The following is a 25,474-nucleotide window of genomic DNA, read 5'->3' on the forward strand; positions in this document are numbered from 1 at the left end:
GAAAGCGACGCCGGCGAATCCATAACTTACAGGCATTTTACGGCCCGTATCTGTTTCCGCAAGTTATACGAACGCGGTCCGTCAAGAACCGCCAATGAGCGAGCGGAACATCCGTATCGAATCCATCGACCGGCAGGCGGTCGAGGATCAGGAGGTCGAAATCGTCGAACGAAAGGGAATCGGTCACCCCGACTCCATCTGTGATGGCATCGCCGAGAGCGTCGCCGGGGCGCTTGCCCGCGAGTATCTGGACCGCGTCGGCGAAGTGCTGCACTTCAACACCGACGAGACCCAGCTCGTCGCGGGCGAGGCCGCGCCCGCCTTCGGCGGCGGCGAGGTCGTCGACCCGATCTATCTACTGATCGTCGGCCGCGCGACCAAACACTACGAGGGCCAAACGATCCCCGCCGAGACGATCGCCCTGCGAGCCGCACGGGAGTACCTCGAGGAGAACATCCCCCAGCTGACCGTCGGCGAGGACGTCGTCGTCGACGTCAAACTCGGGGAGGGCAGCGGCGACCTGCAGGAGGTCTTCGGCGAGGACGAAGTCAGCGTCCCGATGGCAAACGACACCAGCTTCGGCGTCGGCCACGCGCCGCTGACCGAGACGGAGCGGATCGTCCTCGAGGCCGAGCGACGGCTGAACGGCGAGTACTCCGACGAACACCCCGAACTCGGGCCGGACGTGAAGATCATGGGCAAACGCGAGGGCGACGAGATCGACGTCACCGTCGCGGCCGCGATGGTCGACGAGTACGTCGCCGACCTCGACGAGTACGTCGAGGCCGTCGAATCGGTTCGCGAGTTCGTCGACGGCGTCGCGCGCGACCACACCGACCGCGCGGTCGACGTCCACGTCAACACAGCCGACGACTACGACGAGGGCTCGATCTATCTCACGGTGACGGGCACCTCCGCCGAACAGGGCGACGACGGCTCCGTCGGTCGCGGCAACCGCGCCAACGGACTCATCACGCCGAACCGCTCGATGTCGATGGAAGCGACCAGCGGCAAGAACCCGGTCAATCACATCGGGAAGATCTACAACCTGCTCTCGACGGCGATCGCCGAGGAGGTCGTCGGCGAGGTCGACGGCATCCGCGACCTGCGCGTGCGACTGCTCTCCCAGATCGGCCGGCCGATCGATCAGCCCCACGTCGCCGACGTCCAGGTCGTCACCGACGACGGCGTCTCGGTCGCGGACGTGGAGGACGACGTCGCGGCCATCGTCGACGCCGAACTCGCCGACGTCACCGGAATCACGCGCAGCGTGATCGACGGCGAACTCTCGACGTTCTGATCGGGCCTCGATCCGAACTGCGACCCAGTCCCGGAACCGATAGCGCCACGTCGGATGGGTGACGTTTTGTCCACGGATCGCGTGCCGTCCGGTAATGGCCCTCCGCAAGCCGTTCGACGAGCGCGCGGCAACCCACCGGGTCATCACGCGGCAACCGTCCGGCGTCGCCGATGACGACGAGACCGGCTGGATCACCGTCGAGAACCGCGTCGTCGACGCCGTGGCGTCCTTGGGGACCGCAGTCCATCTGCGTCTCGAGGACGGGGCGGCTTCCCGATTGGACCCCGACGGGCGATTGGAGCGCGTCCGCGGACCCGATCGGGTTCTCACGGGTTCTGGACCGGAGTATCGGGCGACGCTCCCCGGCGACGCCGGCGTCGTCCGGTCGGTGCTGGCCGTCGATCCGGACGATACCGACGTGTGGGTCGATCGCGTGTTCTCCCTCGAGGAGTTCGTCGTCCGTACCGACGCCACGTGGTATTATCGGTCGGTTCCCCATCACGCCCATATTCGAGAACTGCACGCGGACGGCTGTGACGCGCTCCTGCAAGCCGTCACCGACGCACTCGAATCGATTCCTCGCTCGACCGTCGTTCCGGTCGACGGACTCGTTACGTGGCGATCGAACGGCGACCGGTACGAACTGTCGTGGGACGTACTGCGCCGGCGTGAGAGAGACGCCGATCGAGACCGCTGGTCGGCGTTCGAACTAGATCGACTCCAACGCGTTCGTCCCGTCCCGAACCGCGAGGAACTCGTCCTCCGGTGGGCTCCGTCGGCCGCGGATACGTGGCCGCGCCGGATTCTGCGGTACCTGCTCGATCCCGAATCGGTGGCTCCCCCGACCCGAATCGCGTTCCCCGACCGAGACACGATGCGCGCGGCTACCGACGCCCTGAGGAAGCTGCGGGAACGTCTCGAGTATTCGTACGTGATCGCCGACTCCGAGAGCGAGCAGGGCTGACCGCTCGGTGCTACCGGCCGAGAGCCGCCACGTCGGGTGATCACCGGGTTCGACAGACCCTTTGGCGACGACAGTGTGTAACACTGATAGCACGTTACGAATCGGCATCCCTCGAGAACGATCATCCGTGAACCTCCCCTCAAGCGGTTCGAATCGCGTGGTCTACGCCGTCGTCGCGAGTACCTTCTTCGTCGGCTTCGGTGGCGGCGTCGTCTTTCCCATCCTGCCGAACCTCGGCGAGGTACTCGGCATCTCGGCGTTTATGGTCGGCGTCATCCTCTCGGCCAACCGCTGGACGCGGCTGGTGGCGAACGGGCCGGCCGGCGCGCTCGTCGACCGGATCGGGACCCGGAAACCGTTCGTCGCGGGGCTGGCGATCGAGGGGGCCGCGACTGCGGGCTACGTCGTCGCGATCACGTCGTCGGTGCCCGAGTTCTGGTTCGTCCTCGCGCGAGTCTGCTGGGGCGTCGGCAGCGCCCTCGTGTTCGCGACGGCCTACACCATCACCGCCGACGTCAGCGACGCCGGATCGCGGGGCGAGAGCATGGGGATCGTCCGCGCCGGGATCACGTTCGGCTTCCCCGCGGGCATGGTACTTGGCGGGATCGTCAGCGAGGTCTACAGCAACGCGACGGCCTTCGTCCTCGCTGCCTGCTTCGCCGGGCTGGCGAGCGTCATCGCCTACTTCATCGTCCCCGAGACCCACGTCGACAGCCCCGACGCCTCGATCAAGCCGTGGGACCTCGAGACCACCCTCCCCGCGCTGACCGTCGGCCTGGTCAACTTCGGGCTCTACTTCGCGTACTTCGGCGTCCTCTTCTCGACGCTCGTCTTGTATCTCGACGCGGAGTCGACGGTCCTCACCCTCGAGTTCGCCGGCGTCGGCCTCGAGTACGGCGAGCAGGGGACCTCCGGGCTGCTGATGGCCGTCTCGGCGCTGTCGGGCGCGCTCTTTACCATCCTCGGCGGAAAGATCAGCGACGCCGTCGGGGCTCGCGTCCCGGTGTTGCTCGTTTTCCTCGTGACGAGTTGTCTCGGATTCGCCGTCCTGACGCTCGCGCCGTCGCTCTCGATCGTCGTCGGGGCCTGCGCCCTGATCGGTGCGGGACAGGGTGGCGTCGGCGGTCCGCTGACCGCACTCTTGGCCGATCTCACGCCCGAGGACCGAATGGGGCGGGCGATGGGGACCAACAACGTCTTCGGCGACGTCGGCGGCGCGGTCGGCCCGCTGATCTCGCTGCCCTTCGCCGAGGCGATCGGCTTCGACGTGCTGTACGCGCTCAGCGCGACCATCCCGCTGCTGGCCGGTGCGATCCTCGTTGTCGGGATCTACACCTACACCGGCAGCCTGAGCCCGACGGTCGAGGAATCCATCGTCTGAGACCGTCCGCGACTCGTCGGGATCGCTCGAGGCCGAGACGTACCTCGCAACCCCCTTATAGCTCCGATCATCTATCACAGTCCATGCACCCCCCGGGAGCCGACACCGTCCTCGTCCGTCACGGGGACGTCAACACCAAGAGCAACACCGTCAAGCGGTACATGGAGGACCTCCTCGCGGAGAACCTCGAGGCCCTCCTGTCCGCGCGGTCGATTCCCGGCGAGGTCGAGCGCCGGTGGAGCCGGCCGCTGATCCACACCGAGAGCGACGCCGTCGAGGCCGCCACCGACGCCGCGACCGACACCTTCGGTGTCGTCTCCGCCAGCCCTGCCCTGACCACCAGTACGGAGAAAGCACGGATCCTCGAGGCCCTCGCGGAGACGGCCCGCGAACACTACGACGGCGGGACGTTCGCCGTCGAGGCCCGCCGAGCGGACAAGAGCCTGCCCTACGACAGCGAGGACCTCGCCCGCGAGGCGGGCAACGCCATCTGGGCGGCCGTCGAGGACGAGTTCGAACCCGACGTCGATCTCGACGATCCCGACCTGACCTTCGGCGTCGAGGTCCGCGAGGACGCGGCCTTCCACTACCTTGAGCAGCGCGATGGCCCGGGCGGGCTCCCGCTGGGTTCCCAGGAGCCGGTCATCGCCCTGGTCAGCGGCGGCATCGACTCGCCGGTCGCGGCCTACGAGATGATGCGCCGCGGCAGCCCGATCGTCCCGGCCTACGTCGACCTCGGTGACTACGGCGGGATCGACCACGAGGCCCGCGCCATGGAGACGGTCCGGCTCCTCTCGGACTACGCGCCGAACTTCGATATGCAGGTCTACCGGATCCCTGGCGGCGACACGGTCGACCTGCTCGTCCGGCAGATGGAACAGGGCCGGATGCTTTCCCTGCGGCGTTTTTTCTACCGGGCCGCCGAGACGCTGGCCGAACGCGTCAACGCCGACGGCATCGTCACCGGAGAAGCCGCCGGCCAGAAGTCCAGCCAGACCGTCCGCAACCTCGGGGTCACTAGCCGCGCAACCCGGCTCCCGATCCACCGCCCGCTCCTGACGTGGGACAAGCAGGACATCGTCGCCCGCGCCCGCGAGATCGGTACCTTCAGCGACTCGACGATCGACGCCGGCTGCAACCGCGTCACCCCCGATCAGGTCGAGACCAACGCCCGCCTGAAGCCCCTGCTCGAGCACGAACCGGACGACCTGCTCGAGCGGGCCGAAGAAGCGGCGAAAAACGCGACTCTGGTCGAACCCTGAGTCGGCTTCGAACCGCCCGTTTTCCCGCCGCTCGTAGACACCTCACCTACCCACGGCCGGGTGGGACTGGAATGGGCTGGCGCGCTTTCGTAGTCGTGGCGTCTCCGACAGCAGATTTACTCGTGTCTTCATCGCAGAGAAGCCGAAACCCCCATTACGCCGTCGGACACACCACGAACCAGTGACCCGCGTCTGTCTCATCGGCGAGGCCGGGAGCGACCTCCAGTACGAACTCCTCTCGCGGGAGACGGCCCGCGAGGCGCTCGCGACCTACGACTTGGAGCGGCCGTTCGAGAACTCGCTGGCCCTGCGGACGGTCAGCGTCGGGGCCGCCGTCTCGCTGCTGAACGACCTGAACTGGTACTGCACGCGGTTCGTTGACGAGGCGTTCGTCCAGGAACCGAGCATCAGCGACGACGAGTGGCTCTCGCGAGCGCTCGCGACGCAACTCCGGAACGGCGAGGCAGACGCCGACGAGACCGGCGAGTTCTGCAAGATCTACGGCCTCGAGCGAGTCGCCCCTGCCGTCGAGGACGAGGGCACCGAACCCGATGCGGCGGCCTCGAGCGGGGACGACGAGTCAGCGGCCGCGAGCGAAGGTGAAGAAAACGGAGCCGCTGCAGCCTCGAGCGGAGCCGGCGGGGAACCAACCTATCGGCTCGTCGAGCCGCTGTACGTCCGGCGAACGGACGGTGATCTTCCGGAGTACGACCTCCGGGACGTCGCGGAGACGCTGGTCGTTCGTCTGACCGAGACGGAATATACGCCGTAGCGGGGCCGTCGTTCGCTCGAGCGGTTACGAGCCGTCCTCGGCCGTCCCGTCGTCCGACTCGACGCTCGTACTCTCCGACGCGCTGGCGCTGTCGCTGCGCATCGAGGCACCGCTGGTATTGCCCTCGTGATCGACGACCGTCGCGGAAAGCGCCGTCAGCGGCTTCGATTCGAAGGTCACCCGAACGAGCCGGCCGACGGTCGTGATCACCGGGGTACAGGCCTCGTTCTCGTCCGCCGTGTCCCGTACACCTGCCTCGAGGACGAGTTCCTTGTCGGCGCTTCCGTCCGTCCCATCGCTACCGGTCTCGCCGTCGCCGCCGGTACTGCTGCTACTGGGTTCGTCGTCGCCGTCGGTCTCGCTCCCGTCGTCGGTTTCGTTCCCCTCGTCGGTCTCGTCGTCCTCGATCGGTTGGACATCGATCGACTCGAGGACCAACTCGTAACAGGGGTTCGGTGCCTCGGACTCGAGCGAGACCAGGATCGACGTCTCGAAGTCGGTGTCGTCGACGAAGCTGGCGAGGGGGTCGACGTTGGAGAGCGTACGCGTCTCGAGCCACTCGGTCGCGTCGTCGGCGTCCCGGACGAGGTCGACAGATGACGTCTCCGTATCCGTGGAGAACTGGTAGTTTTGTGTCTCGTAGCCGGTCACCTCCTCGGGGAGGTCCTCGCTTCCGTCGTCCGATCCGGGGTCGTCTTCGCTGGGATCGTCACTCTCGTCGTTGTCGTCGGGCGAGTCGTCGGTCCCGTCGGCGATACAGCCGGCCGAGAGCGCGAGCAATCCTGCAGTGCTACTCAGTAGCGTCCGCCTGGAGGGGCGTGTCATTGTACCTGACCGTACGAAGGGGTACCTAAAGGCGGTTCGGCTAGGTCAAAGAATCATTTTTACCAGACCGATTCGGGGAACGGGTCGACGAAGACACGACGAGCCGGGCGAAATCGCGCTGCTCGAGCCGGTCAGTCGAAGAGACCGGTCGAGAGATAGCGCTCGCCGCTGTCCCAGAAGACCGTGACGACGAGCGGGCAGTCATCGACCTGTCCGCCGTCGGTCTCGGGCGAGGCCGGTTGCGTGCCCTCGTCGAACGCCGTCGGGACTTCGGGACACTCGAGGGCCGGATCGGCGATCTCGCGGGCGACCCGCTGGGAGACGAGACTGGTCGCGCCGCTCGATTGGCCCACGAGGATTCCCTCTTCGCGCGCGAGGCGGCGACACTCCGCCTCGGCGTCCTCGAGCGCCACCGTCTCGACGCGATCGAGCAGGTCGAGATCGAGGTTGTCGCTGACGAAGCCCGGCCCCATCCCCTGAAACTCGTCGTTGCCGGATTCGCCGGTCGAGAGGACGGCGTTTCGTTCGGGTTCGACGGCGACGATCTCCATCTCGGGGTACTCCTCGCGGAGTCGTCGGCCGATCCCCGAGATGGTGCCGCCGGTGCCGACGCCGGCGACGAAGGCGTCGATCTCGCGGTCGCCGACCTGCTCGATGATCTCCGGCCCGGTCGTCTTGTAGTGGGCCTCAGGGTTCGCGGGGTTCTCGAACTGGCCGAGCTGGACCGCACCCTCGGCCTCGAGTTCCTCGGCGCGGGCGCGGGCGTCCGCCATGTCGCCGTCGACCAACTCGAGGTCGGCCCCGTAGGCCGCCATGACCTGCTGGCGTTCCTTCGATTTGTCCGACGGCATGACGATCGTCAGGTCGTAGTCGCGGGCGGCCGCGACGAGCGCGAGGCCGATCCCCGTATTGCCGCTCGTGGGTTCGACGAGCCAGTCGCCGGGTTCGATCAGCCCGTCGCGTTCGGCGGCCCGTACCATCTCGCGGGCCGGCCGGTCTTTGGCCGAGCCGCCGGGATTGAACGATTCGATCTTGGCCGCGACCGTCGCGCCCTCCGGCGAGTCGACCTGGACCAGCGGCGAGCCGATCGTGTCCAGGATACTCCCTTTCATTGACCCACAATATGGATTCGAGACGTAAACCCGTGCTGGACAGAGGCAGGACGTGCCGGCTACTAGAGGGTGGACCTACAGATGCGCTTTATTCGTCGTACTCGTGGTCGACCGCCTTGAACGCATCTTCGGCTACCTCGAGGGCGCGTTCGATTTCGTCCTCGGTGTGGCTATACGCAGTAAAGAACCGCTCGCCTTGCGGCGGAATGCCGAAGAGAACTCCGCGAGCAGCGGCCTCGACGAACCAGTCGTTGAACTGGTCGCCGTTTGCGCCGAACAGATCACGGAACCCGTCCAGGTCGTCATCCATCATGAGGACCTGACCCGCCGAACCGATGTACTCGACGTGGGCGGGAATTCCGACGTCGTCGATGACTTCCTGTAACCCATCGAAGAGCAGTTCCCCTTTTCGATCGATGTCGGCGTAGACGTCCTCCTCCTCGAGGACCTCGAGAGTCTTTAGCGAGGCGGCTGCCGAGACAGGGTGGCCGTTGTACGTTCCACCGTGGAACGCCGTCGTCTGCCAACTCTTTTGTGCGTTGGATTCTTCCGGTGGGATAATCTCGTTCATGATTTCGGCCGTTCCGCCGAATCCGGCCATCTGATATCCCCCGCCGACCGCTTTCGCGAACGTCGTCATGTCCGGTTCGATCCCGAACCGCTCTTGGGCGCCACCCGGAGCGAGACGGAAGCCGGTCATGACTTCGTCCCAAATCAGGACGATGTCCAACTCGTCCGTCAGGTCACGTAGGAATTCGTGGTAGCCGTCCTGCGGTTTCAGACAGCCAGCTGAAAACATAACCGGCTCGATGATGACTGCGGCTAAGTCATCGGCGTGTTCTCGGAGGATTTCCTCCGTCGCTTCCTTATCGTTGAAGGGGAACGCGACAGTGAGATCGCTGATTTGGTCTGGAATTCCCGACCCGTATGACACCGTATTCGGCCGTTTTTCGTCTCCCAATGCGTCTTCGTCAGCGAGGACGCTCTGGAGAAGATAATCGTGTGCACCGCCGTAGCCACCTTCCGGTTTGGCGATCTTGTCGTTGCCAGTATACGATCGAGCTACGCGGAGAGCGTGCATGGTCGCCTCCGAACCGCTGTTTGTCAAACGGACCTTCTCGATACTGGGAACCCACTCGACGATTTTTTCCATCAGTTCGATACTGATGACCTGTGGAGTGGCGGTTAGATCAGCCCTCTCTGCTTGTTCTTTCACTGCTTCGGTAACAGCAGGGTGATTGTGACCCAAGATTTTGGGACCAAGAGCCATCAAGAAGTCGAGGTATTCGTTCCCGTCGACGTCGTAAACGTACGATCCTTCCGCGCGATTCACGTAGATCGGATACGGATCGAAATGTCGCACGTTGGATTCGACACCGAGCGGCGTCACTTGCTTCGCACGTTCGAAAAATTCCTTGTTACCCTGTGTGCGTTCACGGTACAGTTCTTTGTGGTCGAGATTGTCCAGGTCCATACGCGTTATCTGGGCCCAAATATAATAAAACTTTCTTATATAGGATATTGAACGAGTAATAGGGTTTTAGTTGCACTCTGTTCAAACGAGATGATCGGCTACGGCCAGACGGATCGAGGGCCGACTAACTAGCTCTCTGAGATGCGTCAGTCATCACCGGCCTCCAAGCTATGCGTTTCGTGATTCGTGACGGTAGCCGAGATGTTCTTTCGCCTCGCGTCCCATCCCGAGAGGAAATAAACGATACCGGTCAGGAGGACGCTCCCAACGAGAAGTAGTGCGACGGCTGCCCAGATCGAGCGTCCCCAAATGGGGGAACCGTATCCCCACGTCAGGAGTAAGACCGTGGAAACTGCGACGACGGTGAGCGCGTAGTAAACCTGCGTTCGGACGTGGTCTATCAGGTCCGCTCCGGTGAACGTCGCTGCAAGTACTGTCGTTGGAGCAACTGGCGAAGAGTGATCTCCGAAGATGGCTCCTGAGAACGTTGCGCCGACGACGACAGCGACCATCGTGTGACTGGCGGTAAGCTCCCAGGCGAGCGGAACTGCGATGGGAGTCAGAACCGCCATAACGGCCCAAGAGTCGCCCATCGTAAACGCCATGAACGATCCAATCAGCAGAACCACGATGGGGAGCGTTTCAGGCGTCAATACCATCGTCGCGTACGTTGCAACGTATTCGCCAGTTCCCAGCTGTTCGACGACAGAGCCAATAGTCCACGCCAGCACGAGGATCGTCAGCGGCGTCAGCATAATCTTAAATCCTTTCACGGAGGTGTCCACGCTCTCCCCGACTGACATATAGTCGTAGAAGTATGCGTAGTACCACGTCGACCCGACCATAGCGAACGAACCAACGACGATGGTGAAAATGTAGTTCGCATTGATCAGTATCTCTCGCAGTGTTCGTCCAGGTTCGTATCCCGTTATGATTGCACCGACCGTGACGACACCCAGAAGAACGAGGACGGGAACAAAAAACGTCCGGAGCATTCTCGGCGCTCCCTCGATGGGCTCTCCCAGTTCTCCTTTTATGTCCTGCATCGGCTGCGCCTTTTCCCCGTTGACCTTCCCGGTTTCACGGGCACGATGTTCCGCGGACAGCATCGCACCGAAGTCGCGCTGGGTGACCACGATAATCCCGACCATGACGATCGCCAAGATAGAATACATGTTGAACGGGATGGATTTGATAAATATTAAGAAAGAAGACGGGACTTCACTGGCCGGAATATCCGTTGCTTCGTAGCCGGTGTTGATCATTGACATCTGGAAGGCGACCCACGAAGATAATGCAAGAGTCGAAACCGGCGCGGCCGTAGAGTCGACAATATAGGACAGCTTTTCGCGAGACATATTAAGCTCGTCCGATATGTCTTTCATCGTCGTCCCAACGATCGCCGCGTTGGCGTAATCGTCGAAAAATAACCCGATTCCCATTAGCCACGCTGCCAGACCGGCTTTTCGTTTGCTATCGACGTACTCAGTGACCTTCTCTGCGGCGGCGAGTGTCCCACCCAACTTCCAGATCATCGCAATAGCGGAACCTAAGAACAGAACTAAGAGGATGATCTGCATGTTGAACACGCTTTCACCGACTGACTCCGAGATCCACTGAAGCGCGTCGATCGAACCCCAGAATCCAGCGATAATGATACCAACGACAATATTGAGCGGTTCGTAGGACGGGAGTCCGACCCCGCTAAAGAGACTTGCGGCGAGATCGACCCCGTCGAAGTAGCGATAAATCGCGCCTCCGGACCAGACACCTAAAAACAGCCCGATAATCGCTTTCCGAGTTTTGATGGCGACACCGATCGCGAGTATCAGTGGCAACAGAGACCATGCACCGTATGTCGTGGCTGACATGGTCCAACATATGAGAGTTTCACACTATATAGTTTACTACTAGCGCACAATATGTGGCCTATATTCTACAAACCCGATCCAATTTGAACAGTATACAACATCGGGGCGGTCGGGGCCGTCCCTCCACGACTTGCTTCGTCCGTCAAGCGCCGATGGGGCCGACGGTGATCGTAGTACGACACCAACCGTTCGATCGTCCTCTCGAGTCCTCGTCCGCTCGTCCACCCCGGAACCGTCCGATCCGAATTTGACGGTGGGGAACCCCGTTCGACGCGTTTCGGTCGATATCGTTGGGCCGTCCGGATCGACTCGAGGGCAAGCAGTCCGAGAACCGGATCGGCCGACGAGAAACCCGACGACGGGGAAACCGTGTTTCTCGCGGTGGTCCACTCACTTCTCGAACGGACAGCGCCCGACGTTCCTCATGCCCGCACCACATAGGCGGGAGATTTCCGACACAGTACCGCTGCCATCGATTTCTATTTCACCCTCATTATCGACCCAGAGTCAACTTAATAGGAGAATTATGAACAACGTTTAATAAGATTGGAAGCAATCACACCGTGTATGGATAACGAGGAATCCCACGGAGAGATCCGGCAGCGACACCGCCGCGCGATCGACGAAGCAACTGCGGAGATCACCTTCGGCGCTTGGATTGACGGCGAAACGCGATCGGCAAGCACCGGGGAGACCTTCCGGACGACGGACCCGGTGATCGACGAAGCGATCGCGGACGTCCCACGATGTACCAGCGAGGATATCGAGACTGCCGTCGACGCTGCACAATCCTCTTTCGAGGGCGAATGGGGCGATATTGGAGTTTCCGAACGGTCCGCGCTACTGAACGAGTGGGCCGAGGAACTTTCGGCACACCGTGACACACTCGGTCTTCTCGAGAGTCTCGATACGGGGAAACCGCTCGAATTCGCAAAAGAAGAAATCGACGGGGCAATCGCTTTCCTCTCGTATTATGCGGATATCGCGCGGTCACACGGCGGAAAACAGATTCCCGTTGACGGGGATTCTCTGGTGTATACACAACGCGAACCCTACGGAGTTTGTGGACAGATCACGCCGTGGAACTTCCCCCTCTATCTTCTATCGTGGAAAGTCGGCCCCGCGCTAGCGACCGGGAACACCGTCGTGATAAAACCCGCAGAACTCACACCGCTGACTGCTCTATACGCTGCTCAACTGTCCGAGGGCATTCTTCCTGACGGCGTTTTGAACGTCGTTCCCGGATACGGCGAAGAGGCCGGCGCTCCACTGACGGAACACGAAGACGTTCGCAAGCTCGCGTTCACTGGCGAGGATCTGACCGGGGAGACGATTATGAAGGCAGCCGCGGCCAACATCACACCGGTGACGCTCGAACTCGGTGGGAAGAGTCCCATGATCGTGTTCCCCGATGCAGATGTCGAAACCGCTGCCGAAGCGGCCGCGGACGGCATCTTCTACAACACCGGCCAGGCGTGTGACGCCGCGTCGCGTATCCTCCTCCACGAGGACATTAAGGCGGAGTTCACGGAGGCGTTCCTCGACCACGCAGCCGACTACACCGTTGGCGATCCCCTCGAAGAGGGGACCATGATGGGCCCCCTGGCACATCAGGGCCAGTACGAGAAGGTCACGGACTATATCGAACTCGGGACGGAGGAAGGCGCAACCTTACTGACTGGGGGGAGCGCTCCAGACGATCCGGACCTCGAGGACGGATGGTTCATCGAGCCGACGATCTTCGACGACGTCAGTAACGATATGAGAATTGCACAGGAGGAGATCTTCGGACCAGTCGAGTGTCTCCTCACGTTCTCCGACTACGACGAAGCGATCGAGATGGCTAACGATATCGAGTACGGTCTCGCGGGATACGTGATCACCGAAAACGCATCCCTCGCCCATCAGGCTGCTTCGGATATCGAAGCTGGTCTGATCGCAGTTAACAAATACCCCGGCGATGACCTCGGTGTTCCGTTCGGCGGGTACAAACGCTCTGGAATCGGCCGTGAATGCGCTGAAGAAACGCTCGATCACTATACGCAGACGAAAACGGTCAACATGCGACTCGACGAGCCCGAGCTATAGCGACTGCGTCCGACAGCCACGATTCCGTCTTTTCACGGCTCAGTATACCGCTATTCGAGCAGGGAGTCGATTGCGGGGGATATCGGTTGCTTTCGTGTGGTCAGAAATCGAGCCAACGGCCGGATGGCGAAGCGTGGATTCGAGTCGTACTCCCCCGATCGGCGTTCGTTCAGGGACAGTCCCGGCAACGTCACCAAGGCGGGGCCGCCACGGAACGCGGGAGCCGACAGTCGGCACCTGAAAATACGCGCGCTGGGATCCCTGCCGAAGCAATCAGTCAATACACACATCGCGCTTCGTTCGAGGCGGGAGTTGTCCAATAACTGTACTTCCAATAGTGCCGATCAGTGGGACGGACCCTCGAGCGAGTCTCCCGTCGGAAACACCGCCGTTAAGCCCACCGACCGACAAGTCGTGCGTATGAGTCTCGAGACCATGCGGCCGAACCCCACGTGGGACGCGGCGTCCTACGAGGAGGCGGTCGAGACGCTCGAAGCGCACAACGACGAACTGGTGTACAAGATCTGGGGCGGCGACTGGTGCAAGGACTGTCGCGCCCTGCTGCCCGATTTCGGTGCGGCACTCGAGGCAGCCGAGGTCCCCGACGACCGTATCGAGGAGGTCAACGTCGATGAGGACAAGCAGGGACCGGGCGTCGAGGCGTACGACATCGAGTTCATCCCGACGATCGTCGTCGAGACCGACGACGGCGAGGAGATCGTTCGGTTCGTCGAGGAAGAAGACGTGCCGCCGGCAGTCTGGCTGGCCGACCAACTCGAGAACGAACTCGCGTAACGAGGGCGGGTGCGGAGTCGGTCGAATCGTCCGTCTCGGTCGGGAGTCCCCGATACTGACTGCGAACCGACTGTACGACAGCCCTAGAACGGACTCCCCGATTCGTCGGCGGTCGGCTCGGCCGAACCGACGTCGGCGGTGTTCTCGCCGAGCCACTCGAGCGCCTCGTCCACGTCGTGGGTCGGCGGTGAACACGTCCGATCGCGACAGACGTACAGCGTCGGCTCGCCGTCGCGGGCCTCGCGGCCGGCCCAGATCGGGGGCGCGTCCGCGAGCCCCAGCGTCTCGAGCCACGTCTCGAGGCCCGCCTCGGTCGGCGGCCGCAACGCGAACAGCCGATCGGGCAGGTACCGCGACGCGAACGCCTCGCGCCACTCGGTCGGCAACTCGTCGGCCGCGACGGTCACCTCGAGCGCGCCGGCCGCCAGTCGATCGGCGGCGAGACACAGCGTCGCGTGTTCGAGCGCGTTTGCCTCGAGTTTGTTCGCGTGCGTCTCGAGGACGGTCGCGGCGATGTCGCCGAACTCGCTCGCTGCGAACTCGTCGAGGGCAAGCAGCGTTTCGACCGCCACGCCGGTCGACGAGGGCGTCGACTGGTCGCCCAGTTCCTGCGGTCGCGTCACGAGCGACTCGCCGCTCTCGGGCGTGAAATAGAGCGTTCCGCGGTCGGCATCCCAGAACTCGGTCTCGATGACCCGGGCCAACTCGAGCGCGAAGGCGAGATGGTCGATGTCGCCGGTGGCCTGATAGCAATCGAGTGCGCCCCGCGCGAGGAAGGCGTAGTCCTCGAGGTAGCCGTCGACTTTGACGTCGCCACCGTGAGACTGCGTCTCACGAGCCTCCGAGCGCGGCTCGGAGACATCTTTGTAGCGCCGCGAGAGGCGCTGGCTCTCGTCGTCCCAGAGCCGATCCCGGACGAACTCGAGGGCGTCGACGGCGGTTTCGGCGTACTCGTCCTCGCCGAGTACCAGCGCCGCCTCGGCGTAGGTCGAGATCATCAGCCCGTTCCAGCCCGCCAGTATTTTCTCGTCGCGGTCCGGCCGGGGCCGCTCCTCGCGGGCCTCGAACAGCCGCTTCCGGGCCGAGTCGAGTCGCTTCAAGACCTCGCTCTCCGCGAGGTCGAACTGCGAGGTCAGCTCAGACACCCGGGCGATACGGTTGGGCTGGTTCTGCCCCTCGAAGTTGCCCGATTCCGTGATGTCGTACCGGGCACAGAACAGCGAGGCGTCGGTCTCGTCCGCGATGACGTCGTGGACCTCCTCGGGGGTCCAGACGTAGAACGCGCCCTCCTCGCGCTCGCCCGTTTCGGGATCCTCGCTCTGGGCGTCGAGGGTGCTGAAGAAGCCGCCCTCATCGTGGGTCAGCTCCCGATCGACGAACGCCAGCGTGTCCGCGACGGTCTCGGCGTAGCGGTCCTCGCCGGTGAGCTGGTAGCCCGCGAGGAAGGCCCGTGGGATCTCCGCGTTGTCGTAGAGCATCTTCTCGAAGTGAGGGACCGTCCAGTCCCGGTCGACACAGTAGCGATGAAAGCCGCCGCCGACGTGGTCGGCGAGTCCACCGGCGGCCATCGCGTCCAGCGTCTCCTCGAGTACCTCGCGGTACTCCTCGCGGCCGGTGCGGTCGTACGTCCGCGCGAGGACGCGCAGCCGCGAGGGCTGGGGGAACTTCTGCCCGGTCCCGAAGCCGCCGTACTGGCGGTCGGCGCTCCGGAGGACGGCGTCGGCTGCCGCCTCGAGAACGTCGCTCGAGGGTGGTTCCGCGGCGCCGCCGGCGTCGACCCCCGCGGAATCCGGCGTCTCCTCGAGGCGGTCTGTCGCGGCGTCGGTCCACTGCTGGGCGCGGTGTTGCATCTCCTCGCGGTCCTCCTCGCTTTCCCAGGAGTCGCTGATCCGTTCACAGAGGTCCAAAAACCCGGGCTGGCCCCGCTTGCCCTCCCGCGGGAAGTAGGTCCCGATGAAGAAGGGCTTGCCCTCGGGCGTGAGCCACGCCGAGAGCGGCCAGCCGCCCTGTCCGCGGACGAGCTGGCAGACGGTCATGTAAATGCTGTCGACATCGGGACGCTCCTCGCGGTCGACCTTGATCGGGACGAAGTTCTCGTTGAGTACCTCGGCGACGGCCTCGTCGGCGAAGCTCTCTTCCTCCATCACGTGACACCAGTGACACGCCGAGTAGCCGATCGAGAGGAAGATAGGCACGTCGCGCTCTTTCGCGGCCTCGAGGGCCTGTTCGTCCCACGGTTGCCAGTTGACGGGGTTGTCCGCGTGCTGGCGCAGGTAGGGGCTTTCCTCCTCGTCGAGCCGGTTGCGCCGTGTCGGGTCGGTCATGGCTCGCTTTACGGCCGGCCGCTGTAAAAGGCCGGCGTGCCCGCCGCTCGTTGGCGACTGACGGACGGCATCGCTATCGGAGCCACTGAAACGATTCACCTACCGATCACGACTCGCTCGCGCAAACATCTCCAGTTCGGAGCCCGATACCGACCGGCTCCGAAACGGTGCCGCTGCCTCCGTTCGCGGCCCCGCGCTGGACGTGTCGGATTCGGATCAGGGATCGTCCGATTCAGAACCGTCGTCGAAACCACCGCGACGCATCACGTCCGACGGATCGAACGGGACGAGGGCCCCGGCGATTTCGCCGCTGGGATGCGCTTCCGTATGAACGTTTACGTACGCCTCGCCGGCCTCGAGCTTGCCGAGCAGATCGTCGACGGTCTCCGATTCGGCCTCCGACACGCGTCCCTCCGCGACGGCCTCGTCGGTGATCGTCCCGGCGTCCAAGATCCCGGAGAAACGGCCCTCCTCGAGGCGCTCGTCCTGCGTCAGGAAATCGTACAGCCAGACGGCGATCGGGCCGAGGGTCTCGTCCTCGTGAACGTGGCCCATAAACGCGTTCTCGAGGTTCGAGACCTGGAGAACGAACTTCAGCCCGTCCTGACGTTCCTGGACCAACGCCGTTCCTCGTGCGTCCGTCTCGACCCCCTCTCGGGGCTCGAGAGTGGCGACGAAGAGGCCGGAGGGGGAAGACTGCTGGCCGTCTCCGGGGTCGTCACCGTGGTTCCCGTCGCCGTTACGGTGGTCCTCGGCTGCTGCGACGCCGATACCGGTCGTACCGGCACCGAGAAGGGCGAGTCCTTTCAGCGCTGTCCGTCGAGTGGAATCGGGTTCGTGCATCGCGTTGGCACCTCCCGGCAACGAACGACGTGGGACACCATAGTACTCACACACCGACGCGATACGTCCGACAGTAATCCGACGGTCTCCGCGCTGCAATCGCCCGTTTATCGCCGTCTGCGGCCAGACGGGCCACTGCGGTGACCGAACGGCAAACTGAAGACCGGATCCGTCGGTCTCGAGGTCGCTACTGCGTCTTTTCCTGCAGCAGTCGTCGGAGTACGAGGTGGAGAACGCCACCGTTCTCGACGTATTCGACAGCCATCGGCGTGTCGACCTGTGCGGTGACCTCGAACTCGGTGACGGTGCCGTCGTCGGCTTCGGCGGTCACGGTCAGCTCGGCGTTGGGCTCGAGGCCGTCCTCTAAGCCCTCGATTTCGAAGTACTCGTCGCCCTCGAGGCCGAGTTCCTCCCAGCCCTCGCCGTCCTGGAACTGCAGGGGCAAGACGCCCATGCCGATGAGGTTGTCACGGTAGATCCGCTCGTAGCTCTTGCCGATGGTCGCGCGGATACCGAGCAGGTCGGTCCCTTTCGCGGCCCAGTCACGGCTCGAGCCGGTCCCGAGTTCCTCGCCGGCCATGACGATCAGCGGCGTGTCTTCCTCGCGGTAGCGCTCGGAGGCTTCGAAGACGGTGGTCTCTTCGCCGGTCGGGTGGTGGACGGTGTAGCCACCCTCCTTGCCGTCCAGCAGTTCGTTTTTGATGCGGACGTTCGCGAAGGTACCGCGCATCATGACCTCGTGGTTCCCACGGCGCGAGCCGTAGGTGTTGAACTCGTAGGGTTCGACGCCGCGCTCTTTGAGCCACTGGCCGGCTGGCAGGTCCTCGCCGAACGGTCCAGCGGGGCTGATGTGGTCGGTCGTGACGGTGTCACCGAGCGTCAACAGTGCACGCGCGTCCTCGACGTTGTCGACGCCGGGTTTCTCGAGCGGGAAGTCCTGGAAGAACGGCGGCTCGCGGATGTACGTCGATTCGGGGTCCCAGTCGTAGACCGCGCCGGTCGGTGCGTCGAGTGCCTCCCAGCGCTCGTCGCCCTCGTAGACGCTGGCGTACTTCTCCTCGAACATCTCCGGGGAGACGCTGTCGTGGATCGTGTCGCGGATCTCCTCGGTGTCGGGCCAGATGTCCTCGAGGTAGACCGCCTCGCCGTCGTCGCCGGTGCCGATCGGCTCGTTCTCGAGGTCGATATCCATCCGTCCCGCGAGGCCGTAGGCGACGACCAGCGGCGGGCTGGCGAGATAGTTAGCCTTGATTTTCGGGTGGATACGGGCCTCGAAGTTCCGATTGCCGGAGAGGACGCTCGTCGTCCAGAGGTCGTGTTCGTCGATGGCGTTCTCGATCGGCTCCGGGAGCGGCCCGGAGTTCCCGATACAGGTCGTACAGCCGTAGCCGACGACGTGATAGCCCAACTCCTCCAGATCGTCGAGCAGCTCCGCTCGCTCGAGGTACTCCGTGACGACGCGGCTCCCGGGCGCGAGGCTCGTCTTGACGTAGTCGGGCACCTCGAGTCCCCGTTCGGCCGCGTTACGGGCCAGCAAGCCGGCACCGACCATCACGGACGGGTTCGACGTGTTCGTACAGGACGTGATCGCGCTGACGAGGACGTCGCCGTGACCGATCTCGATCTCGGTGCCGTCCTCGAGTTCGACGGGTACTTTCTCGTCGAGCGGGAGTCCCGGTCCAGCGTCGGTCGCGTCCGCCGCGCTCGCGCCGCTGCCGTCGCCGATCGCCGGCTCGCCGCCGGGACCGATGACGCCCTCCTCCTCGAGCAGGGCCGGGAAGTGGTCGTCGAGGTCGCCCATCGGGATTCGGTCGTGGGGTTTCTTGTGGCCCGCGAGGCTGGGTTCGACGTCGCCGAGGTCGAAGTCGACGGTCTCCGTGTACTCCGGTTCCTGTTCGCCGAACAGCCCCTGTGCCTCGAGGTACTCGCGGACGAGTTCGATGTGGTCCTCGTCGCGGCCAGTGAGTTCGAGGTACTCGAGGGTCTTTTCGTCGACGGGGAACATGCTGATGGTCGAGCCCTGTTCGGGCGCCATGTTCGAGATGGTCGCCCGGTCCGCCACGGAGAGTTCCGAGACGCCGGGACCGTAGAATTCGACGAACTTGTCGACGACGCCGACCTCACGGAGCCGCTCGGTAATGTGCAACACGAGGTCCGTCGCGGTCGCGCCGTCGGGGAGGTCGCCCGACAGACGGACGCCGACGACCTCCGGCAGGCTCATGTTGATCGGCTGGCCGAGCAGCGCGGCCTCGGCCTCGATACCGCCGACACCCCAGCCGACGGATCCGATACCGCCGATCATCGGGGTGTGGCTGTCCGTGCCGACGAGCGTGTCGGGCACGAGCCACTGCTCGCCGTCGACTTCGCGCTCGTGGACGACGCGGCCGAGGTGTTCCAGGTTGACCTGGTGGACGATCCCGGTTCCCGGCGGGACGACGTTGAACTCGTCGAACGCCTGTTCGGCCCACTTGATCGCACGGTATCGCTCCTCGTTACGTTCGTACTCGATTTCGACGTTCTTCTCGTATGCGTCGTCGCTGCCGAAGTGGTCGACCTGGACGCTGTGGTCGATCACGAGGTCACAGGGGACTTCGGGTTCGACGACCGTCGGGTCGACGCCCTTGCGATCGGCCGCGGAGCGCAGCGCCGCGAGGTCGACGACCGCCGGCACGCCAGTCAGGTCCTGCAGGACGACCCGCGAGACGGTAAACGGCACCTCGGCGTCCGGAACGTCGGGTTCCCACGAGGCCGCCGCCCGGACGGCGTCGTTGTCGATCGTCTCTCCGTCGGCGTTACGCAGCACCGACTCGAGCAGGATCCGGATGCTCACCGGCAGTTTCTCGAGGTCACAGAGCCCCTGCTCCTCGAGGACCGTGAGATCGGCCATCTTGTACGTCTCGCCGTCGTGTTCGAACTCCCGGATCGCGTCCGAGAAATCGTCGGTTGCCATGACCGGAATTGGGGCCCCCGTGATTTGAATCCGTCGAGAACCGCAAGTATGTCGGCCTGGACCCGTTATTTGTCGGTGTGCCGGTTGACCACTGCCGGACGGTGGCAACGGGAGCCGCGAGTCGCCGGGACGGATCAGTCGGGGAACGAATCGACTCGGAGTCGGCCACGACAGCTCCGAATCGGCTGTGTGACACCCGTCGCGTTGACACGAACGTACGCGAATCGGCTCCTGCAGAGTCGTCTCACCGACTCGTCGAGTGCCGGGGTGAAACGGGCCGTTTCTTCGAAACGATGGCGATCGCCGGCTGCTCTATCGTCCAAGACCGGGCGCTCGACCGAACGTGGACTCGGCATCGGCTTGGGCTCTCGTCTACGGAACTCCGCGTCGAGAGCGACGGCTGGAACCGTTACCGACTGTGAACAAAAGGGAGTAAATCGAAAAACGGGCGGTTTAGTTGCCGCCGCCGTTACCGCCGTCGGTCTCGTTGCCGCCGCCCATCCCGTCGTCTTCTTCGTCCGCCGCGGGTTCGCCGCCATCGCCGCCACCGCCGGTTTCGCCGGTTTCGCCGGGGGTGGCCTCGACCAGGCCCAGCTCGGCGTTGCGGAACTCTCCGTCGGTCCCCATCGTATCGCTGTCGCCGGCACTGAGGTCGACGTCCTCAGTCATCAGGTGACCGAGCGACGGGGCGGAACCGCCCATGTCGTAGTTGATGATGTAGACGTCCCAGTCGTCCGGGGTGTCGAACTCCTCTTCCAGACCGAGCTCGCTGAACAGTTCGTCCTTCGTTCCGTCGTTCAGCGCCGAGGCGACGGTGAAGTCCACGCCCGGCTCGTAGTCGTCGTTGGGCACGACCACGCTTCCCGAGCCGCCGTCTTGGGCCGTCGCAGTCCCCGCACCAGCAGTTCCGAGCGCTACCGCACCTGCGGTGAGGGCGCCTTTTTTCATGAACGATCGCCGCGAGTCGCCGAATAGTCCGTTGTCAGTTTCTTCTGTCATGTCTCTCACTCTGAGTCCCCTGTTCGGGGTAGACGTTCCTTGGCCCGATTTTCGCATAAGTCGGAACCATCGTTTCACACTCTATTTCGAATTTTCTACGAACAGACCCGCTAATACGGTATTTAGTGGCCTATTTCGCCGGGTTACGGGACGCGGCGGGGAACCTATCAGAAATGATTGTTTATTCATCGCAACGGAATTCCGATGGCGTCGTTCGGTTTCGTTAAACCCCGTCACGTGTGAGGTTGTGAATGACACCTCACTGGGTGCCGGTCACCGTCGTTCGTTCCAAGAGTCGACGGCGATAGCGCCGCCCTCTCGTGGTTTTGCGATAGCGAGTGGCGACCTGAAACTGACCATATAGCGAAACAAACGCTTTCCGTGGACTGTTCGGCAGGAAGTCAGCAGCCGCTACTCCTCGCGCTTCGTGACTGTCCGTACTGGGTCCCCGATCACGACCGCTCGGACTGTTCACGGTCGTAGCCGTCGAACGTGACTACTGTGGGCTCGAGTGCAGAGGCCGGTGACAGGGCCAGAGGTGCGAACTGGCCCGCGAGAGGCGGTGTCCGGGATTCCGCTCGTGTATTGTCACGCGTCGTGAACGCGGTCCCGCCACGCCCCCCTCATACGCCGCTGCCATCGACCAAACCCGGATTACGGCGATAGACGCGGGTCAGAAACAGCTGTGTGACGGTTCCGACGGCGCTACTTCCCTTCCCGACGCGCGTACTCGAGGAAGGAGAACCCGTCCCGATCGTCTCGGGAGACGACGGTCCACTCGGACCGGTCCCACTCCGGAAAGGAGGTGTCGCCCTCGGGGTCGTCGTGGATCTCGGTCACGATCAGCCGGTCGAGCGCGGGCAGGAACTGTTCGTAGACGGTCGCGCCGCCCGCGAGGAAGATCCGGTCGGCATCGTCGTGGCGCTCGCGCGCGGCCGTCTCCGCCCGCTCGAGGGCCGACTCGAGATCGTGGGCGACCACGGCTCCCTCGGGCGTCTCGAGGTCCCGGCTCGTCAGGACGACCGTCGTCCGGCCGGGCAGCGGTTCGCCGAGCGTCTCGAGGATCCCCTCGTAGGTCACCCGACCCATGATGACCGGGTGGTCCATCGTCGCCGCCTTGAAGTGCTGGAGGTCCTCGGGAACGTGCCACGGCATATCGCCGTCCTTGCCGATGACGCCGTTGTCGGCGACGGCGACGATGCCGACGAGTTCGCGGGCGGGCTCGAGGGCGGCTGCCGCCTCGGTCACGTCACGGTCCTCGCTCATTCGGCCACCGAGAACTCGATGCCGTCGTGGGACTCGTACTCCCGAAGCTCGACGTCCTCGTAGGACAGCTCGTCGATCGAGACGTCGGCGACTGCGAGCGTCGGCCGTTCCAGCGGCTCCCGCGAGAGTTGCTCGAGCAGGCCGGGGACGTGATCGAGGCGTTCGTCACCCTCGGCCTCGGCAGGGGCTTCGGACTCGAGCCAGTCCTTGACCTCGAGGTAGTCCGCCCGCTCGTCGACGTCGGCCAGTCGGGACTGGAGGGCCTCGAGGTTGTCGGCGTACCAGTCGCCCCGGTCGCCGCGGCCGCAGTAGACGTGCGTGTCGACGACGGTGTGCGCGAAGGTGCCGGGCTCGAAGCCGGTCTGCTGGGCGATGACTTTCGTCAGAAGCGCGTAGGCCGCGATGTTGAAGGGGATCCCGAGCGCGGTGTCGCCCGATCGCTGCGTAAGATGGCAGTTCAGGCGGTCGCCCTGGACGTTGAAGACAAAGGAGTAGTGACAGGGCGGCAGCGTCGAGACAGCGGCGTTGGCGGGGTGCCAGGCGTTGACCACCAGTCGCCGGGAGTTCGGCGAATCGGAGAGCGTGTCGATCACGTACTGCAACTGGTCGAAGGTCCGCCGGCCGTCCGCTTCTTCGGTGACCCACTGCTGGGTCTCGTCGGGCCAGGACTCGCCCTCGAGGCGGGCGTCGTCTTCGGGGACCGGGAACCGCCGCCAGAAGCGGCCGTAAGCGGTATCGAGCCGGCCCTCGTCGTCGGCCCAGGCGTCCCAGATCTTGGTCTCCTCACGGAGGTCGCGGATGTGTTCCTCGCCGGAGAGATACCAGCAGACTTCATGCAGCATCGAGTTCCAGCGGTAGCCGTCCATCTCCTTGGTCGTGAGCAGGGGATACCCTTCCTGCAGGTCGACCTCGTAGTGTTCGCTGAACGACGAGATCGTGTCGACGCCGGTCCGGTTGGGCTTGTGGGTACCCTCCGAGAGGACCGTGTCGACGAGATCGAGGTACTGTCGCATTGCTCGTACTGTGCGACCGGACGACTATAATAACGCACGATCCAGAACCCATCGCGCTGGGAACAGGATCGACGAGGGGTCGGTCGTCGTCGGCCGCTTTGCGTGGCTCGCGTCGGTCACGGGCGACCGTTTCGCGGACGGGACGGTGCGGGCGTGATTTCAGTGCCCCAGCGTTCGCGAACGAACGGTCTCGAGCGTATCGCGTTCACCGAACGGATAGTTTCGAATACCGGTCTGATTCGTCTCGGTCTCGGTTATGCGATACGTGACGGTATACGTGAACGCCTCCGACTCGGCGGGGGCGTCCGTCACCTCGAGTCCACCCCTGCATTCGAGGCGGACGGAAAACCGGTCCGCCACCGTCTCGGAGACCGAGGTCGCAGTACACTGGGTGCGTACGCTCTCGTCAAAATCCAGCGTGTGATTGTGGCTCGCGATGACATCGTTGTAGAGACGAGTCTCTTCGTACTCGATCCCGTAGTCAGCGGCACTCGTCGCGTTCAAATCCGCCGGCCGTTCCGGCGCGACCGGAACCCGTTCAACGTGGACGGGATCGGCCGCCGACGCGTCACCGTCTAATACCATACTCGCCCCGAGGACGAGTCCGACGAGTACGACGGCGACGACGTATACCGTGACGATTACCGCTGTTGTCCGCATCTATTTCCGGACTCGAGAAGAAGAAGTATAATCGTTTGTATAGCTGAAATCACGACTGTGCCCACCTCCGCTGAACGGGCTGCACAGTCGTTCCCGAGACGGACGCTTCCGTATCGATCGGCTCGGGATCCATGTGATGGGCGCAACCCCTTGGGAAACCGTTCGTCCCCGGTCGATTCACCGGCGGTCCGATACCCGCCGCCGATCCGAACGTTCTGTTCGGACTGACGCTCATTAATAGCGATCGAGTAGTTCTAGAACGTTCTAACGCGCTACAATCGTGGTTCGGATTTTAGTGCCAGCGCGGCGACCACTCCGATAGTGACCCGCGAGCGGTTCGGCCACGACGAGCGGCGGGGCGATATCGTCTGCTGGCTACTGACGGCCGTCGTCGCCGTCGACGGGCTCGAGGGCGTTTTTCGCGACGTGCCGCTCTGGGGCGGGTTCGAGCTGTTCATCGTGGCCGTGGCGTCGATTCCGGCGGTCGCGACCCGCGACTGGACCGCGACGGTTCCCTGGCCGCTGATGGCGATCGCGGCGTTCGCCGCGGTCGCCCGCGCGGCCGGCGCGTCGTTCGAACCCGTGGCGTATCTCGCCATCGCGACGCTCGCACTGGTCGTCGTCGCCGAACTCGAGGCGTTCACCTCGGTCGAGTTGAGCCGCCGGTTCGCCATCGTCTTCGCGGTGATGACGACCCTGGCGTTGCAGGCGCTGTGGACCGTCGTCCAGTTCTACGCGGACCAGTGGCTTGGGACGGCGTACCTGCGATCCCAGACCGAACTCCAGTGGGACTTCGTCGTCGTGACGGGCCTCGGCCTCGTCCTCGGCGCGCTCCTCCAAGTGTACTTCGCCCGGTTCGAGCCCGCGGGCGGCGTCTCCCGAAACGGAACGGGGTCGCCATGACGCTCGGCGACGTGCTGGGGCTCTCGGACGCCCAGGAGCGAGCGATCACGCGGGCCCTGCAGCTCGTCTTGCTCGTTCTGGTCGGGTACGGCCTCGTGACGGGGGAGTTCACGGTCGCGACGACGGCAGCGCTCGCGCTCGCAGTCACGCTCCTGCCGGCGCTGTTGCGCCGGGAGTATGGCTACTCGATGGATCCCGGACTCGTCTGCTGGATCGCCGTCGCCGTCGTCCTCCACACCGCCGGCTCCCTCTGGCTGTACGTCGAGTTCCAGTGGTACGACGAGATCACCCACGCGGTCTCGGCGACGATCGTCGCGGGCGTCGGCTACGCGGCATTCCGGGCGCTCGAGTTGCACTCCGACGAGATCGACGTCCCGCCGGCGTTCCGGTCGGTGTTCATCGTCGTCTTCGTCCTCGCCGCCGGCGTCGTCTGGGAGGTCCTCGAGTTCGCGTTCGGCGGGCTGGTCACCGTCTACGGGATCGACGACATCGTGACGGACTTCGTGTTCAACGCCGTCGGCGCGGTACTCGTGGCGATCTGGGGGACGGGATACGTCAGCGGGCTCGTCGGCTTTTTCCGACGACGGCTCCGCGCCGACGGCCGGTAAGGGGATACAGACTGAGACGAGGGCGAGCGACGACTCGTTCGCGTCGAGTATCGGTCGATAACCG

At 64.1% G+C, this 25,474-nt stretch carries 20 protein-coding genes; 9 read left to right on the forward strand and 11 right to left on the reverse strand.

Annotation, left to right across the window (positions count from 1 at the left end):
* The first annotated feature begins 94 nt into the window (after window positions 1–94).
* The 5 genes from ACERIM_RS00340 (at window position 95) to ACERIM_RS00360 (ending at window position 5,679) form a co-directional block, all read left to right on the forward strand.
* Window positions 95–1,300 carry a methionine adenosyltransferase gene (locus ACERIM_RS00340; protein ID WP_373630668.1) on the forward strand — a complete coding sequence of 402 codons (1,206 nt, stop codon included), beginning with the start codon at window positions 95–97 and terminating at the stop codon, window positions 1,298–1,300.
* Window positions 1,301–1,394: 94 nt separating this feature from the next.
* Window positions 1,395–2,264: a hypothetical protein gene (locus tag ACERIM_RS00345; protein WP_373630669.1), complete on the forward strand. Its 870-nt coding sequence runs from the start codon at window positions 1,395–1,397 to the stop codon at window positions 2,262–2,264.
* 127 nt (window positions 2,265–2,391) lie between these two features.
* Window positions 2,392–3,645: an MFS transporter gene (locus ACERIM_RS00350; protein WP_373630670.1), complete on the forward strand. Its 1,254-nt coding sequence runs from the start codon at window positions 2,392–2,394 to the stop codon at window positions 3,643–3,645.
* 83 nt (window positions 3,646–3,728) lie between these two features.
* Window positions 3,729–4,907: a tRNA sulfurtransferase gene (locus tag ACERIM_RS00355; protein WP_373630671.1), complete on the forward strand. Its 1,179-nt coding sequence runs from the start codon at window positions 3,729–3,731 to the stop codon at window positions 4,905–4,907.
* A 181-nt stretch (window positions 4,908–5,088) separates the two neighbouring features.
* Window positions 5,089–5,679, forward strand: a complete 591-nt coding sequence (locus ACERIM_RS00360) for a DUF5804 family protein (RefSeq protein ID WP_373630672.1) — start codon at window positions 5,089–5,091, stop codon at window positions 5,677–5,679.
* Between the two features lie 24 nt (window positions 5,680–5,703).
* On the opposite strand, the gene ACERIM_RS00365 is transcribed toward ACERIM_RS00360, so the two are convergent.
* The 4 genes from ACERIM_RS00365 to ACERIM_RS00380 form a co-directional block, all read right to left on the reverse strand.
* Window positions 5,704–6,504 (reverse strand): hypothetical protein, encoded by an 801-nt coding sequence (locus ACERIM_RS00365; protein WP_373630673.1) that lies wholly within the window; start codon window positions 6,502–6,504, stop codon window positions 5,704–5,706.
* Between the two features lie 131 nt (window positions 6,505–6,635).
* A complete protein-coding gene (locus ACERIM_RS00370; RefSeq protein ID WP_006648853.1) occupies window positions 6,636–7,616 on the reverse strand; it encodes a PLP-dependent cysteine synthase family protein in 981 nt (326 codons plus the stop codon).
* Between the two features lie 88 nt (window positions 7,617–7,704).
* A complete protein-coding gene (locus ACERIM_RS00375) occupies window positions 7,705–9,090 on the reverse strand; it encodes an aspartate aminotransferase family protein (protein WP_373630674.1) in 1,386 nt (461 codons plus the stop codon).
* A 146-nt stretch (window positions 9,091–9,236) separates the two neighbouring features.
* A complete protein-coding gene (locus tag ACERIM_RS00380; protein ID WP_049964353.1) occupies window positions 9,237–10,961 on the reverse strand; it encodes a Na+/H+ antiporter NhaC family protein in 1,725 nt (574 codons plus the stop codon).
* Window positions 10,962–11,528: 567 nt separating this feature from the next.
* On the opposite strand from ACERIM_RS00380, the gene ACERIM_RS00385 reads away from it, so the two are divergent.
* Together ACERIM_RS00385 and ACERIM_RS00390 are read left to right on the forward strand one after the other, a co-directional pair.
* Window positions 11,529–13,049, forward strand: coding sequence for an aldehyde dehydrogenase (locus ACERIM_RS00385; RefSeq protein ID WP_373630675.1), 1,521 nt, complete (start codon window positions 11,529–11,531; stop codon window positions 13,047–13,049).
* A 420-nt stretch (window positions 13,050–13,469) separates the two neighbouring features.
* Window positions 13,470–13,844 (forward strand): TlpA family protein disulfide reductase, encoded by a 375-nt coding sequence (locus tag ACERIM_RS00390; RefSeq protein WP_373630676.1) that lies wholly within the window; start codon window positions 13,470–13,472, stop codon window positions 13,842–13,844.
* Window positions 13,845–13,927: 83 nt separating this feature from the next.
* Here ACERIM_RS00390 and ACERIM_RS00395 read toward each other — a convergent pair whose 3' ends face one another.
* The 7 genes from ACERIM_RS00395 to ACERIM_RS00425 form a co-directional block, all read right to left on the reverse strand.
* The gene (locus tag ACERIM_RS00395; RefSeq protein ID WP_373630677.1) at window positions 13,928–16,168 is read right to left on the reverse strand and encodes a thioredoxin domain-containing protein; all 2,241 of its coding nucleotides are present in this window, start codon (window positions 16,166–16,168) and stop codon (window positions 13,928–13,930) included.
* 216 nt (window positions 16,169–16,384) lie between these two features.
* A complete protein-coding gene (locus ACERIM_RS00400) occupies window positions 16,385–17,011 on the reverse strand; it encodes a CHRD domain-containing protein (protein WP_373630678.1) in 627 nt (208 codons plus the stop codon).
* 187 nt (window positions 17,012–17,198) lie between these two features.
* On the reverse strand, window positions 17,199–19,961 hold the full coding sequence (gene acnA / locus ACERIM_RS00405) for an aconitate hydratase AcnA (protein ID WP_373630679.1): 2,763 nt from the start codon (window positions 19,959–19,961) through the stop codon (window positions 17,199–17,201).
* A 453-nt stretch (window positions 19,962–20,414) separates the two neighbouring features.
* Window positions 20,415–20,909: a calcium-binding protein gene (locus tag ACERIM_RS00410; RefSeq protein ID WP_373630680.1), complete on the reverse strand. Its 495-nt coding sequence runs from the start codon at window positions 20,907–20,909 to the stop codon at window positions 20,415–20,417.
* Window positions 20,910–21,665: 756 nt separating this feature from the next.
* A complete protein-coding gene (locus ACERIM_RS00415) occupies window positions 21,666–22,226 on the reverse strand; it encodes a dihydrofolate reductase (protein WP_373630681.1) in 561 nt (186 codons plus the stop codon).
* Window positions 22,223–23,239 carry a thymidylate synthase gene (thyA, locus tag ACERIM_RS00420; protein WP_373630682.1) on the reverse strand — a complete coding sequence of 339 codons (1,017 nt, stop codon included), beginning with the start codon at window positions 23,237–23,239 and terminating at the stop codon, window positions 22,223–22,225. The genes ACERIM_RS00415 and thyA overlap by 4 nt, the downstream gene beginning before the upstream one ends.
* A 159-nt stretch (window positions 23,240–23,398) precedes the next feature.
* On the reverse strand, window positions 23,399–23,899 hold the full coding sequence (locus tag ACERIM_RS00425) for a hypothetical protein (protein ID WP_373630683.1): 501 nt from the start codon (window positions 23,897–23,899) through the stop codon (window positions 23,399–23,401).
* A 321-nt stretch (window positions 23,900–24,220) separates the two neighbouring features.
* On the opposite strand from ACERIM_RS00425, the gene ACERIM_RS00430 reads away from it, so the two are divergent.
* Complete coding sequence (locus tag ACERIM_RS00430) at window positions 24,221–24,802, forward strand: hypothetical protein (protein ID WP_373630684.1); 582 nt, start codon at window positions 24,221–24,223, stop codon at window positions 24,800–24,802.
* Complete coding sequence (locus tag ACERIM_RS00435; protein WP_373630685.1) at window positions 24,799–25,410, forward strand: hypothetical protein; 612 nt, start codon at window positions 24,799–24,801, stop codon at window positions 25,408–25,410. Before ACERIM_RS00430 ends, ACERIM_RS00435 begins: the two co-directional genes overlap by 4 nt.
* Window positions 25,411–25,474: the final 64 nt, after the last annotated feature.

It is taken from the genome of Natrinema sp. H-ect1, from assembly GCF_041821105.1.
GTDB classification, from domain to species: domain Archaea; phylum Halobacteriota; class Halobacteria; order Halobacteriales; family Natrialbaceae; genus Natrinema; species Natrinema thermotolerans.